Annotated in this window: 7 protein-coding genes; 6 read left to right on the top strand and 1 reads right to left on the bottom strand. The window is 60.2% G+C overall.

Annotated features, from left to right (window positions below):
- The 6 genes from KDL09_RS00575 to KDL09_RS00600 all read left to right on the top strand — a co-directional run.
- Positions 1-5,474, top strand: a 5,474-nt coding sequence (locus tag KDL09_RS00575; protein WP_294380245.1) for an autotransporter-associated beta strand repeat-containing protein, incomplete at its 5' end; no start/stop codon positions are given.
- A gap of 51 nt (positions 5,475-5,525) precedes the next feature.
- On the top strand, positions 5,526-7,637 hold the full coding sequence (locus KDL09_RS00580; protein WP_294380247.1) for a beta-galactosidase: 2,112 nt from the start codon (positions 5,526-5,528) through the stop codon (positions 7,635-7,637).
- 95 nt (positions 7,638-7,732) lie between these two features.
- The gene (locus KDL09_RS00585; protein WP_345781058.1) at positions 7,733-9,346 is read left to right on the top strand and encodes a fucose isomerase; all 1,614 of its coding nucleotides are present in this window, start codon (positions 7,733-7,735) and stop codon (positions 9,344-9,346) included.
- A 14-nt stretch (positions 9,347-9,360) separates the two neighbouring features.
- Entirely contained in the window at positions 9,361-11,364 is a 2,004-nt protein-coding gene (locus KDL09_RS00590) for a VCBS repeat-containing protein (RefSeq protein WP_294380251.1), read from the top strand.
- A gap of 128 nt (positions 11,365-11,492) precedes the next feature.
- A complete protein-coding gene (locus tag KDL09_RS00595) occupies positions 11,493-12,404 on the top strand; it encodes a HEPN domain-containing protein (RefSeq protein ID WP_294380253.1) in 912 nt (303 codons plus the stop codon).
- Between the two features lie 36 nt (positions 12,405-12,440).
- Positions 12,441-13,193 carry a sulfite exporter TauE/SafE family protein gene (locus KDL09_RS00600; protein WP_294380254.1) on the top strand — a complete coding sequence of 251 codons (753 nt, stop codon included), beginning with the start codon at positions 12,441-12,443 and terminating at the stop codon, positions 13,191-13,193.
- 3 nt (positions 13,194-13,196) lie between these two features.
- On the opposite strand, the gene KDL09_RS00605 is transcribed toward KDL09_RS00600, so the two are convergent.
- Complete coding sequence (locus KDL09_RS00605) at positions 13,197-14,558, bottom strand: Gfo/Idh/MocA family oxidoreductase (protein ID WP_294380256.1); 1,362 nt, start codon at positions 14,556-14,558, stop codon at positions 13,197-13,199.
- Positions 14,559-14,621 lie beyond the last annotated feature (63 nt).

Here is a 14,621-nt window from a genome sequence, read left to right on the forward strand (position 1 = left end):
ACAGCGTCATCATTAACGGCGGCTCCAACACGGTGAACGTGACGGCAACGGCGGGCACCACTAACGCGCTGACCTTCACCGGGACGGATCCGTACGTGCGCACGTCCGGCACCGTGAACTTTGTGCAGAACACCGTCGACGGCGGCAGCATTGTCCTCACCAACGCGCCTTCCGGCGCGGGCAATGTAAGCGGCGGTCTGCTTGTAGGTGCAACGCTCAACGGCACCGATTTGATCGCGGCGCAGTCCGGCGTGCTGACCGCCTTCAACGGCTGGGTGCCAACGGGAACCAGCACATGGACCAACGGTGCTTCGATGGATGTGACCGGCACTAATCCGGTTGCCTATACCTCAGAAACCATCAACGCGCTGCGCTTCGACACCGCCGGCGCCCTTACCGTCACGCTGACAGGCACTCACACGATTGACTCCGGCATGCTGCTGGTCACGCCGACGGTGGATGCGAATTTCTCCACCATCACCGGGGGTGAATTGCGCGGTCCGGCAGGCGGTGAACTCGTCGTGGCGCAATACAACACGCTCGGCAGCCTGGAGATCGCCTCCAACGTCGTGGACAACACCTCGGTCACTTCCTTGATCAAGACTGGAGGCGGCACACTGGTGCTTTCCGGTTCGAATACCTACAGCGGTTCCACGCGGTTGAATGAAGGCGTGATCGAAGCCGCCGATGGCACTGGTTTGTCTTCAAACTCAGCCCTGGTGCTGAACGGCGGGGTGTTTCGATCCACGGCGGCCACATTCAATCGAGCGCTTGGCAGTGGGGCTGGCCAAGTTTCGCTCATCGGCGGCACCACGGGCTTCAGCGCTGGCTCTAGTGCGGTGGCGGTGAATCTCGGCGGTTCGGGAACCACGGTGCAGTGGGGTTCAGCTTTCTTTGATTCCGCGACGCTGGTTCTGAATGCGACCGGTGCCACGGCGGGCCTGGATTTTCAAAACGGCCTGGATTTGAACGGAGCCAGCCGCAGCATCCGTGTGGATGCGAATACGGCCACGGTCTCTGGAGTGATCAGCAACAGTGTTGGCGGCACACCGGCGGGTTTCGTAAAGGTCGGATCGGGCACGCTGCGCCTCACGCAGTCGAACACGTTCAACGGTGGTCTGACTGTCTCAGCGGGTACGCTCGCTGTCGGCAACGACAACGCGCTGGGCACGGGCGATCTCAAGCTCAGCGGTGGCACGTTGCAGGCGGACGGCGCGGCACGCACCGTCGCGAACAATGTGGTGATCGCGACGTCGTCCACGATCGCCGGTTCGCAGACCCTCACGCTCTCCGGTGTGATCTCGGGATCCAGCACGCTCACCAAATCGAACACAAGTGTCGTCATCCTTTCCGGCGACAACACCTACACCGGTACGACCAACGTCACCGGAGGCATTCTGCGGCTCCTCTCGAACACGGCCCTTGGATCCACTTCCGGCGCCACCTCGGTTTCGGGTGTGGCGCATGTGGAGCTCGGCGATGGAGTCGTGGTGACGGGTGAAACCATCACCATCTCCACCACCACTGGCACGACGGGAGACGGCTCTCCCACTCCGAATCGCGGTGGTCTTCAGGCTTCTGCGAATGCGACCGCCCAATGGGCCGGCAACGTGATCATCGGTGCCAATCAGGGACGCATCGGCGTTCAGGAAGGCGGCACGCTGACCATCAGCGGCACGATCACGGATGGAGCGAACAGCTACGACGTGCGTCTCAGTGGCGAACTCACCGGCACGGGCGGCCTGATCATAGCCGGCACCGGCAATTCATGGGATGGCCAGACGGAAATCGTTCGTGGCACGGTTTTCCTCGGTGTGAACGACGCCCTGCCCACCACCACGGCGCTCGACATTCATTTCACCAGCAGCAACAACACTGAATACGCCGGCGTGGACATGAACGGCTTCAACCAGACCATCGGCAGCCTGCTCAACGAAGGCAACACGGGCAGCAATGCCGAACTGACCAACAGCAGCGCCACGCTTTCCACCCTGACGATCAATCAAAACGTGGCATCCACTTTCGGCGGCGTCATCACGGGGAATCTTGTTTTGATCAAAACGGGTTCGGGTGTGCTGACCCTCGCTCCGGTGACCGGTGCGAACAGCTACACGGGCGGCACCATTGTGAATGAAGGCACGATTCGCCTGGGCAACGCCAGCACGGCGATCCCCGGGGACCTGACCGTCAATGGCGGAGCGACCGCCGGCGGAACGTTTGATCTGAACGGCCAAAACATCACCCTCGACACGCTGAACGGCGCGGCTGGAACTGTCAGCGGCGTCATTGCCAACAACAGCACGACTGCTGCCGTCCGCACGATCACCGTCGGCGCCAATGACGCCAGCAGCACCTTTGCGGGCACCTTGGTGGACAACACGGGTGGCGGTGCACTCGGACTGTTGGCTCTGACCAAGATCGGCGCCGGAACCCTCACGCTCAGCGGTGCCAGCACCAACAGCGGTGGCATCAACGTCAATGCCGGCGTGCTCTTGTGGAGCGGAGCCAACGACCTCCCTTCCGCCGGGATGCTCAACGTCAACTCGGGTGGCAACTTCAGTCTCGCCGATGGCGTCGCACGCAACACTTCCACGGGTTCTCTCGGACTCGCCGACGGTGCGATCCTGACCTTTGACTGGAACGCCGGCTCTCTTGACCAGCTCATCTCGACCAATGTGGCCACCGCCACGGGCAAGGTGACGATTCTCTTCAACGAAATCAGCCCGACGGGTTCAGGTGGCACGCTCATCAGTTCGACAAACGGCGGCCTGACTTCAGGAGGAGCGAACTACTTCATCGTCAACAACACGAACTACACCGCGGTCATCACCCAGAGCGACACTGCTGTCAGCATCGGCGAACAAACAGCCGCCACTCCGCTCACGGACGCCTACTGGCTGGGCGGTCTCGCGGGAGCTTCGGGTTCGATGTCGCTTTCCACTGGCGCAGCCAGCAACTGGGCCTCTGACGCCGCAGGCACTTCGGCGGGCGGCCTGGTTCCCGGAGGAAGTTCGGTCAATGTCATTTTCAGCGCCACCGGTGCCACACAGCAGGACATCGTGACGACGGACGTGGATCTGGATCTCGCCAGCATCACCTTCAACGACAGCGCCGCAGTCACCATCTCCGGAGCCAACACGATCACCCTTCACAGCCCCTCGGGCACGGCGGCGACATCCTCCGGATCAGGAACGACGGTCACCGTGGGCAGCGCCATCACCGTTACTTCCTCGGCCAATGCCACCAACACCATCGGCGTCAATCTCGTGCTCGCGGGTGACCAGACGTGGAACATCGCCAGTGGGAAGACGCTCAACGTCACCGGCGACGTTTCAGGCAGCGCCGGACTCACCCAGGCGGGAACTGGCACACTGGTTCTCTCCGGCACCAACACCTATACCGGTAGCACCATCATTGGTGGCACTTTGCAGATCGGCAACGGCGGTGCGACCGGGACGCTCGGTGGCGGCAATGTCGTCAACGACGGTGCGCTCATCATCAACCGCACTGGCACGCTCGCCGTGGACAATCTTATCAGTGGTTCCGGTTCACTGACGCAGTCCGGCACCGTCGCGACGACCTTCTCGGCTGCCAATACTTACACGGGAGACACCACCGTGTTCGGAGGCACGCTCACGATTGCCAGCGGGGCTTCCATCGGCGTTGCCGGTGCTTCGGCGGGAAGCCTGCAGATCGGCGACTCCAGCACTGGTGCGGTCATTGTCGAAGCCGGTGGCGAATTGCGTGTCGGCAGCGGTTCCTCCAGTTCCCTGCTCGTCGGTGCGCGCACGACGCTCAGCGGCACGACGTCGGGCACCTTGGACATGTCGGCGGCGACCACCTTCATTGCGAATGTCGGCCTCTTTCAGGTCGGCGGCTCCACCTCCACGAGTCAGGCTGGTGCCACAGGCACTGCGGTGGGCACCGTCACGCTCGCCCATAACAACACCATCACGGCCAGCACGGGAATCGTGGTCGCGGAGATGGCGCCCGCTGTTTCGAACACGCCTGTGACCAGCCTTCTCACCTTCGGGGCCGGAACGAACAATGTCACTACTCCATCACTGCTCGTCGGCGGCAGCCGCAGCACCGGGAGAATCACCATTGCAGCCGGGGGCACTCTCACTCTTTCCAACGGGGCAGGAAAGACCGACCTCACCATTGGCAGCAATCATGTCCAGGCCACCAATACAACGACCTCGGGTGAGATGGACCTCACCGGCGGCATCTTTGTCGCCACGCTTGGTCAGGTGATCATCGGCGACAAGAGCAACAGTACCAACTCTGGCGCGGGCACCGGCACCGGAACTCTCACCCTCGACGCCACCGCCAACAACGTCACCGCAGATTCGGTTGTGCTCGGCAATCTCGCCGCCAGCGCCGCCAGCGCCAATCTCACCCAGGGAACCCTGAACTTCGCAGGCGGCACTTTCACCGTCGCCAATGATGTCAGCCTTGGAATCATCTCAAATGGCGCGGGCGCGACCGTCAAAGGCACGCTTAATCTCACCGGCGGCACCTTCACCATCGGTGGAAACATCACCAGCACCAACAGCGCGAGCTCCACCGCCGTGGTCAAGCTTGACGGTGCCACCCTCGACATGACCGGCGGATCCATCGATGCCAACACCTTCGATGTGCGCTCAGGCGCCCTTAAAGACGTCAGCGAGATCTACGACGGTGGCGGCACCGTCGCGGCGGATCTCACGAAAACCACGACGGGCACGCTTTCCCTCCTCGGAACCAACAGCTACACCGGAGCGACCGTCGTCAATGCTGGCGCCCTTGAAGTCCGGGGCACCACAGGCACCGGAGCCGTGACCGCCCAGACCGGCAGCACGGTTTTTGGCACGGGCGTCGTTCAAGGAACCACGTTCACACTCGATTCGGGAGCCACACTCCGTCCCGGCGACAGCGTGGCCGACAGCTCTCACGGCACGCTGACCTTCACACCCGCATCCGCCTCGGGCAGCACCAGCAGCCTCCAGGGCAACATCGTCCTCGGTCTCACCGGTGCCACGCTCACTGACGCGACTTACGGAGGCAATGTCCTTGGCTCCGCAGGCTACAATGCCTGGGTGGACGCGATCTCCGGTGCAGGAAATCATGATCGCCTCGTCTTTAACGATCCTGCCAGCGGCAGCGGTTACACCCTCGACTTCCTCACGACCTCAGGAAGTCTGCAGATCGTCGGAGACAACTTCACCGCTGAGCAGGGCATGGCGTTCAATCTTCTCGACTGGGGCGATCTGGTGACGGCTGACTTCACCGGATTCACCTTCAACAGCGGCTACTTCATCGGCAATGGCGACGAAGGTGCTGATCTCGACCTGCCCGATCTCACCGGTCTGGGACTCGCCTGGGACTTCAGCCGCTTCACCACGTCCGGAGTCATCGTCATCGTGCCGGAACCTTCTCGCGCGTTGTTGGTGATGCTTGGATGTCTGGCTCTGGTGTTCCGCCGCCGTCGTTGATTCCGGTTTGAACGCAGGTTGCGCGGCGGTTCGTCTCCGCCACTATCGCGCATGCTTCGCCCCCTTCTGGTCCTCAGTCTCCTCTCGTTCGCTTCCGCTGCCGCCGAACTCCAAACGACCGGCGCAGGCGTTGAAATCACCGCAGGAAGTCTCGGCAGTTTCACGCTCACCTACCCGGAGTTTGAACCGGCGCACAAACAGATCGAAGTGAAGGCGGCAGGCTCCCAGGCGGCGATTCGTTATGAAGGCGGTGTCGAGTGTGCGGTCTCGATCACCAAAGACGAAATCGATCTCGTCTTCAAGAACGTCCCTGCGGGAACGAAATCATGGAAGATGTCGATGCTCATCGACATCGGCTTTGCCAAAGGCGGATCGTGGAAGATTGCCGACAAAGAAGGCGTGTTTCCGGCGGAGAAGGCTGCGCCGCCGCAGATTGCGAGCCTGAACGGCACGTCGTTCAGGCTGAAAAACGCGCAAGGGCAGAGCTTGGACATCACGACTCCGGATTACGCGTTTCAGCAGCTCACCGACAACCGCGAGTGGAACTGGGCCATCTACAACTGGTTCTTCATGGTGCCGTTCAATGCGGACAATCCGACCGGGAAGATTCGCATCACGTCCGATCTCGCCTCGGTGACGAAATTGATCGATCCCTTCGGCCAGAGCCTCAAAGACAGCTTTCCGAACAAGCTCAATAGTCTCGACGATCTGAAAGCCGACGTGGAGAACGAGAAAGCCTACTACGTCGGCATTGAAACACCGAAGCTGGACCGCTTCGGTGGTCTGCCAGGTAGTGGTGAGTTGCTTGGGCTGAAGAAGACAGGCTTCTTCCGTGTGGAGCAGAAACAGGACAAGTGGTGGCTCGTCGATCCGGATGGCAACGCGTTCTTCCACTTCGGCGTGTGCGGCTTCGCGCCGAACGACGACTACACCTATGTCAAAGGCCGTGTAGGCATCTACGAGTGGCTGCCGAAGCTCGACAGCGAGTTCGCCAGCGCCTTCCGCGAGCACAACCCTGATCATTTTTCCTTCTACCTCGCCAATGTGATCAGGAAGTTCGGCGTGCCCTACGATTACGAATCGCATGCGGCGCGAATGATCGAGCGCGTACGCAAGTGGGGCTTCAACAGCATCGGTGCGTTCAGTCCCGTGCCGACCACTGCGCATGTGAAGGCCGACTTTCCGTATGTGGCGCATCTGCCGATCAACGAATGGGAAGGCGTGCCGCGCATTCCCGGCGCTCACGAAGTCTGGGACCCCTATGATGCCGCCACGACAAAGATGATCGCCGACAAACTCGCCGCCGAGTTGCCTGCGCGCGCGAATGATCCGCTGCTCATTGGTTATTTCATCGTCAATGAGCCGCGTTACGACGAACTGCCTCGCGTGATCCCGTCGCTGCCGGGCAAACATGCCTGCAAGCAGCGTCTCGTGGCCTTCTTGAAGGACAAATACAAGTCGGCGGACGCGTTCAACACCGCGTGGCAGGCCAAGGCGGCCTCGTTTGACGATTTGATCGAGCCCGGCCTCGCAGTGACGACTGATGTGGCAAAGGCGGACGTGAAAGCCTTTGTCGGCGAGTTCATGGAAACCTACTTCACGCAGATCGAGAAGGCTTTCCGTCAGCATGACGCGAATCACATGCTCATCGGCAGCAGGCTCCAACCCATCACCATCGAGGACGAACAGCTCTGCCGCATCATGGGCCGGCATCTCGATGTCGTGAGCTACAACTACTACACCTACGGCGTCGATACGGCGGCGTTGAAGCGCTACCACGATTGGACGGGTGGGAAACCAATGATGCTCAGCGAGTTCTTCTGGGCCTCGCCGAAGGACAGTGGCCTCATTGGCGGCCGCGAGGTGAATTCGCAGCAGGAGCGTGGTCTCGCGTATCGGAATTACGTCGAGCAAAGCGCCGCGCTGGGCTTCATCATCGGCATCGAGTGGTTCACGCTCGTCGATCAGGCCACCACGGGGCGCTGGTTCAGCCAGTACAACGGCGAGAGCTACAACACCGGCCTCCTCAGCGTCGCCGATCGTCCATGGAAAGACATGCTGGCAGAGATGATGAAGACCAATCATACGATCTACGACCTGCTGCTTGGCAAACGTCCGCCCTTCGCGTGGGATGATCCGCGGTTCCGTTCCGGTTCGAAGTGACGCATCCAGATCAAGGATGGTCATTCAAGCGCCAAGGATGCTCATTTGGCCCTGCTTGTCAGTTGTGCTGGTGATCTGCAAGTCTGGTCGCTAAGATGTCGGGTATGCCAGCCAAATCCAAAATCGTTCAGCTCGTGGCCAGCGGTGACCTGCGCCTTTCCGCCAATCAAACATGCTGGCCGGCCCAGCAGGCCATGGAGGAGGCGTTGGAGGCCGCGCTCAAAGCCGAAGGCTGGCAGGTCAAACGTGCGCACGCCGTGGACCCCGCCAAGAAGCACGGCTTTATCGATTCGCAGAAGATGGGCATCGAGGTCTTTCGCGGCATCGATCCCGAGGCGCCGCTGATCGTCGCGGAGGCGGTGTGGCAGTACTCGCATCATGTGCTGGCCGGATTGACCACGCATCGTGGACCTATCCTGACGGTGGCAAACTGGAGCGGCCAGTGGCCGGGTCTGGTGGGCATGCTCAATCTGAACGGATCGCTCACCAAGGCGGGCGTGAAGTACTCGACACTGTGGAGCGAGGACTTCACCGACACCTTTTTCAAGACCAAGCTCAAGCAGTGGTTGAAGTCGGGCGGCATCACGCATGATCTCAGTCATGTGAAACCGCTCGAGAAGGTGAAAGTGCCTGCGAAGGCGACGACCCTGGGCAAGGAGCTGGCGGCGCAGCTTGTCACCGACAAGGCGATCATGGGCATCTTTGATGAGGGATGCATGGGCATGTTCAACGCGATCATTCCCGATCACGCGTTGCATGCCTGCGGTGTGTTCAAGGAGCGGCTCAGCCAGTCGGCGCTCTATCACGAGGCCATGCAGGTGAGCGATTCCGATGCGCTGGCGATTCATACCTGGGTGGTGAAGCACGGCATGACTTTCCAGCTCGGCGACGACCACGCCACACAGCTCACGCGCGACCAGGTGCGTCTCCAGTGCAAGATGTACGCCGCGGCGTTGCGTATCGCAGATGATTTTGGCTGTGACGCCATCGGCATCCAGTATCAGCAGGGCTTGAAGGATCTCATGCCCGCGAGCGACCTTGTAGAGGGCATGTTGAACAACACGGACCGTCCGCCGGTGAAGTCGCGTGACCGCAAACGCACGCTGTTCGAAGGCCAGCCGATGCTGCACTTCAATGAAGTCGATGAATGTGCCGGCCTGGATGGCATGCTCACGCATCGCGTGCATCGCGCCCTGCAGCAGCCGGTGGAAACGACGCTGCACGATGTGCGCTGGGGCGAGAAGTTTGGCAAAGACTACGTCTGGGTGTTTCTCATCAGCGGTGCCGCTCCACCCGCGCATTTTGCGGAGGGCTGGAAGAGCGCCGAGGGCTTCCGCCAGCCGCCGATGTACTTTCCGAACGGCGGCGCCACGCTGCGCGGCATTTCGAAGCCGGGCGAGATTGTCTGGTCGCGCATCTACGTGCAGGATGAGGCGCTGTACATGGACATCGGGCGTGGCTGCGTCGTCGATCTTCCGCGTGAGGAAACCGAGCGCCGCTGGGAGCTCACCACGCCGCAGTGGCCGATCATGAGCGCCGTGACCTATGGCGTGAGCCGCGACCAGCTCATGGCCAAGCATCAGGCCAATCACATCCAGGTCGCCTATGCCAACGACGCAAAGGCGGCCGACGAATGCATGTTCGCCAAGGCCGCCATGGCGCGTGCGCTTGGTATGAAGGTGAATGTGTGCGGCACGCTGTCTCGCTGATCGTTTTTCCAACCATGAAGTCCCTCCAACTCTTCCTCCTTGCCACGCTCGGTTCCAGCGCGTTTGCCGCCGAAGGTCTCACGCCGCTCAAGTACAACAACCCCGGTCTCGTCGTTGATCTCGGCGTTGGTCTGTGGGCCTGGCCCATGCCGATGGACTTCGATGGCGATGGCGACCTCGATCTCGTGGTGAACTGCCCGGACAAGCCCTACAACGGCATCTACTTTTTCGAAAACGCCAGCGGCGACACCGCAAAGAACAATATGCCCGTCTTCAAACCGGCGAAGCGCATCAGCAAAGGCGCGCAGAACGTGCAGGTGAGTTACATCGACGGCAAACCAGTCGTGCTGACGCCCGGCAATGTGCATCCCGATTTCCTCAAGACGGGCATTGAGCAGCAGGAGAAGCTTGGCCCGCCGGTGAACGTCCACATGAACAAGGTGCGCGGCAACATGTGGCGCATGATCGATTACGATGGCGATGGCAAAAACGATCTCGTCGTCGGGATCGGTGACTGGACCGAATACGGCTGGGACAACGCCTACACCGAGAACGGGCGCTGGATGAACGGTCCGCTGCGCGGCTACGTGTATCTGCTGAGCAACACCGGCACGAACGAGGCGCCGAAGTATGACAAACCGAAGAAGATCATGGCCACCGACCGGCCCGTGGAGACCTTTGGCTGGCCCTCGCCGAACTTCGGCGACTTCGACGGCGACGGCGATCTCGATCTGCTCTGCGGCGAGTTCCTCGATGGCTTTACCTATTTCCAAAACACCGGCACGCGCATGAAACCGAAGTATGCGCTCGGCATTCATCTCAAGGCCGACACGGGCCGCTACCTGACGATGGATCTCGAAATGATCACGCCAACCGCGATCGACTGGGACAAGGATGGCGATCTCGATCTCATCTGCGGCGACGAGGACGGCCGCGTGGCTTTCATCGAGCACACAGGCAAGTATGACAACAAGGCGCCCATCTATGCCGAGCCGCGCTATTTTCAGCAGGAGGCGGATCAGGTGAAGTTCGGCGCGCTCGCCACGCCTGTCGGCTTTGACTGGGATGGCGATGGCGACACCGACATCATCTGCGGCAATACCGCCGGTTATGTCGCCTTCATTGAAAACCTTAGCGGCAAAGGCGTCGAAACACCGAAGTGGGCCGCGCCCGTTCGCCTCGAAGCCGAGGGCAAGGTCATCCGTCCCATGGCCGGTCCGAACGGGTCGATTCAGGGGCCGTGTGAAGCCAAGTGGGGCTACACGACGCAAACCGTGGCCGATTGGGATCACGACGGCCTGCCTGACCTGCTGCTCAACTCCATTCTCGGCAATGTTGTGTGGTATAAGAATATCGGCACACGTCAGAAGCCGAAACTCGCCGCCGCGCAGCCCATCGAAGTCGAATGGAACGGCGAGCAGCCGCATCTCGCCTACGGCTGGTTGCGTCCCGATGGCAAAGCCTTGCTCACGCAGTGGCGCACCACGCCAGTCGGTATCGATTGGAACAAGGATGGCCTCACCGATCTCGTCATGCTCGATCAGGAAGGCTACCTCGCCTTCTTCGAGCGTGCGAAACTGGGCGACAAACTCATCCTTAAACACCCGCAACGGGTGATTTGCGCTTCGAAAGAAGCGAAAGCCCCGGGCTTAATCGACAAAGCGCTCGAGCATCTCAAAGTGAAGACACCCGTCGCCATGAAACCCGGCGAGTCTCTTCGCTTGAATGGCGGCATCGCCGGCAAGAGCGGTCGTCGCAAGATTTGCATCATGGACTGGGATCAGGACGGCAAGCTCGACATCCTGCTCAACTCCGCGAACGCCAACTTCCTCCGTCAGACCGGCAGCGAAGGCGGTCAGTGGTTCTTCGCCGACATGGGCCTCCTCTCCGACGCCAACATCGAAGGCCACGACGTGAGTCCGACCACCGTCGATTTCAATGACGACGGTCTACCTGATTTCGTCGGCGGCGCTGAAGACGGGCATCTCTATTACCTGCGGAATCCGAAGGCGAAGTGAAGAATGCTTGGTTTGGATATTTGAACGTAGCCGATAACATTTGGCTTCGCCTAGCTCATTGATTAGCCTGATGAGTGAATTCTGATATAACCACTCCATCCAGCCCGGAATTTTGGGAGCATTGGGCCATGATAGGCGCTGTTGATGAAACTGTAGAGTTTCTCAACAGATGTCTTAATCCGTCCTTCTTCAAAAGGGTTACTCTCATCGAAATGAGTCAGAGATTGAGGCAGTTTTACGATCTGCCTTGGAACACGCTCGAACTCAACGAGACCGAAATCAGCATGTCTCTCGACTTCCATCGAGCATGGATGCATCACAGTTGCCTTCGAGATTTGGCATCACTAGACAGAGGATACCTAATGTTTTTGATTTCGCCGTTCGTGTGCGAAAGGTTGGAGGAGCACCCAAACGACTTGTTTAACAAATATGGAAGCTGCGAGAGACTGACGCACAGAGTCATCCGAGCGCTCAGGCTGCTCAAGGAAGGCGATTTTTGCACCACTTCTTCATTTGCACTGCACCCCGATAGTGGACGTTCCGGTGGGACAATGGTATCTGCGGGCGGGCTGCCCCATGAAACCCGCTCGTTTAGCCCAAATGACTGTGAATTGTTCGAGCGCTTGATGCAGATTCCCGATCAAGGCAAAGAATCTTATAGAACGGCCTTGGACTTTTTTGAAGCCTCATTCCGCACAAGTGGAATAAACCGTTTTCTCATGTTGGTAACCACGTTGGAAGCCATCCTCAATTCTGGCAAAGATCAAATTCGCCAAACGTTTTCAAGACATGGAGCGCTTATCATGGCGGCAGGAGATTTGGAGCGCTTTAGGGTTTCTTATAAGCTCATGAAGAAGGCATATGATGTTCGGTCAGAGTTGGTCCATGGAGGCGCACACAAGTCAGTGCCGCCTGAGGTAATGAATGCGGTTTCCGAGTGCGCACGAAAGGCGCTTGTGATGTGGATATCAAATCCCGTTTCGAAGCATGAATTGTCCGAGCGTTTCATCGAGATGGGATTTAGCCAAAAGCTGTTCTGATTGCTCGTCGATTTGGTTGATTACGATTCGCTGACAATGACTCTCATCGAACTCCTCGCCCTCGCCGCCGCCGGATGCACGGCGGGTGCGATCAATGCGGTCGCGGGCGGTGGGACGCTGGTGACGTTTCCGGTGCTGCTGATGTGCGGCACGCCGCCGGTGATGGCGAACGTGACAAGCACGGTCGGGCTGGTCATCGGCACGGCGGGAAGCATCGTGAGTTTCCGCAAGCATCTGCGGGCGATCCGGCACTGGCTGGTGTGGTTCATTCCGGTGGGCGTGATCGGCGCGGCGATCGGAAGCTGGCTGCTCACGAAGACGACGGACGACCAGTTCTCGAAGCTCATTCCGTTCCTCGTGCTGTTCGCCACGGTGCTGTTTTTTCTTCAGGGCTTTCTGCGCAAGTCGGCGACGGAGACGAAGTCGAAAGCGCTGTGGTTTTCCATCGCGCTGCAACTGCCCGTGGCGATCTATGGCGCGTTTTTCGGTGCCGGGATCGGCATTCTGATGCTGGCGTCGTTCGGGTTCATGGGCATGACGCACATCCATGAGATGAACGCGCTGAAGAACCTGCTAGGCAGCCTCATCAACGTCGTAGCTGCCCTTTGGTTCATCTCGGCGGGCATGGTGAACTGGCCGCAGGCGCTGACGCTCACGGCGGGCGCACTGGTGGGCTATTACTTCGGAGCGCACTACTCGCAGCGCATCGAACCACGTCGCGTGCGGCATCTGATCACGGCGATCGGCTTCATCATTTCGATCGTCATGTTCTGGAAGCAGTTTGGCTGATAATCACGCCAGCTTCCACGGGCCGCGCATTGGACGCGTGAGCATCGCGGAGGCCTCGGCATCGTCGATGATCTGCTCTGTTTTCGGATCCCAGCGCAATTTGTCGCGGTGGAGGCGCAGGCCGATGTTCGCCAGATGTGCGATGGTGATGCTGCGATGCGCATACTCGATGGGCGCGGCAGGTTTTGCGCCATCGCGAATGGCGTCGATGAAGTTGCGGAAGTGGTCCTTGCTCTCGTAGAGGCGCACGTCGCCCTCGGCGAGCGGCTTGCGCAGTTCGACCGGCTTGATCTCCAGTTTGCCGCGTGTGCAGAGGACGCTGCCGTTTTCACCTTCAAAGGAAATGCCCGAGCCGAAGTCCTGCTTGTCGGCCACGCGGACGGTCGTGTCATCCCCGTAGCGATAGGCGAACGAAAACGTCGGCGGCGTGGTGTAGATGCCGCCCGGTGCGGGCCAGGTCGCCTTCAGATCGAAAAACTCTTCCGGGCCGCTCTCATCCATGCCGAGCGCCCACTGCACGATGTCGAGGTGATGTGCGCCGAAGTCGGTGATGTTGCCGCCGGAGTAATCGTAGAACCAGCGCCAGTTCGAGTGCAGCCGAGCCGGGCAGAACGGCGCTTCAGGCGCAGGGCCAAGCCAGAAGTCGTAGTTCAAACCTTCGGGCGCGGCCGTGGGTTCGATTTGTGCGGCGCAGCCGTTGTTGTCGCGGTTGTCGCTCGCGAGGCCGACGCGGATTTGCTTCAGCTTGCCCAGCTTGCCGTTGCGCACGTATTCGCAGGCCATGCGGAAGTGGATGTCGCTGCGCTGCTGGCTTCCGGTCTGCCACACGACGCCGCTCTTGCGCACGACATCGCTCATGAAGCGTCCCTGACCGATGGTGAGACTGAGCGGCTTCTCGCAGTAGATGTGCTTCTTGGCTCGTGCCGCGGCCACGGCCTGCAAGGCGTGCCAGTGGTCCGGTGTGGCAATCTGCACGGCGTCCACGTCCGCACGTGCGAGCACCTCGCGGAAGTCCTCATGCACAGCGCAGCCTTTGGTGTCGTAGGTCGTGTCCACAAGCCGGCGTGCGGGTTCACGACCCAACGTGTGGGCCTTCTTGATGATGCCTTTGTTATATCGATCCGACTCGCGCTCCACATCGCACACCGCCATGACCTGCACGCGTTCGTCCTGAAGGAAATTCTTCACCACGTCCGTGCCACGACCGCCGCAGCCGATGAGTGCCAGCGTGGTGCGGTTCGACGGGGCCACCGCACCGTCCTTTCCGAGCGCCGAGGATGGGATGATCGTCGGAAACCCGAGCGCCGCGCCTGCGGCGGAGCATTGTTGGAGGAAACGACGACGGGTGGCGGCTGAGGTGTTCATGGCTCAGACATAAACGGAGCTTTTCATTGAGTTGATCATACAAGGAATCCAGAAAAAACCTTG

It is taken from the genome of Prosthecobacter sp. (genome assembly GCF_020439865.1).
Lineage (GTDB): Bacteria > Verrucomicrobiota > Verrucomicrobiia > Verrucomicrobiales > Verrucomicrobiaceae > Prosthecobacter.

What these genes read in the sequence shown, in the direction of transcription:
- KDL09_RS00580 (WP_294380247.1), top strand. Translation starts at nt 5,526, where the DNA reads ATGCTTCGCCCCCTTCTGGTCCTCAGTCTCCTCTCGTTCGCTTCCGCT.
- KDL09_RS00585 (WP_345781058.1), top strand. Translation starts at nt 7,733, where the DNA reads ATGTCGGGTATGCCAGCCAAATCCAAAATCGTTCAGCTCGTGGCCAGC.
- KDL09_RS00590 (WP_294380251.1), top strand. Translation starts at nt 9,361, where the DNA reads ATGAAGTCCCTCCAACTCTTCCTCCTTGCCACGCTCGGTTCCAGCGCG.
- KDL09_RS00595 (WP_294380253.1), top strand. Translation starts at nt 11,493, where the DNA reads ATGATAGGCGCTGTTGATGAAACTGTAGAGTTTCTCAACAGATGTCTT.
- KDL09_RS00600 (WP_294380254.1), top strand. Translation starts at nt 12,441, where the DNA reads ATGACTCTCATCGAACTCCTCGCCCTCGCCGCCGCCGGATGCACGGCG.
- KDL09_RS00605 (WP_294380256.1), bottom strand. Translation starts at nt 14,558, where the DNA reads ATGAACACCTCAGCCGCCACCCGTCGTCGTTTCCTCCAACAATGCTCC.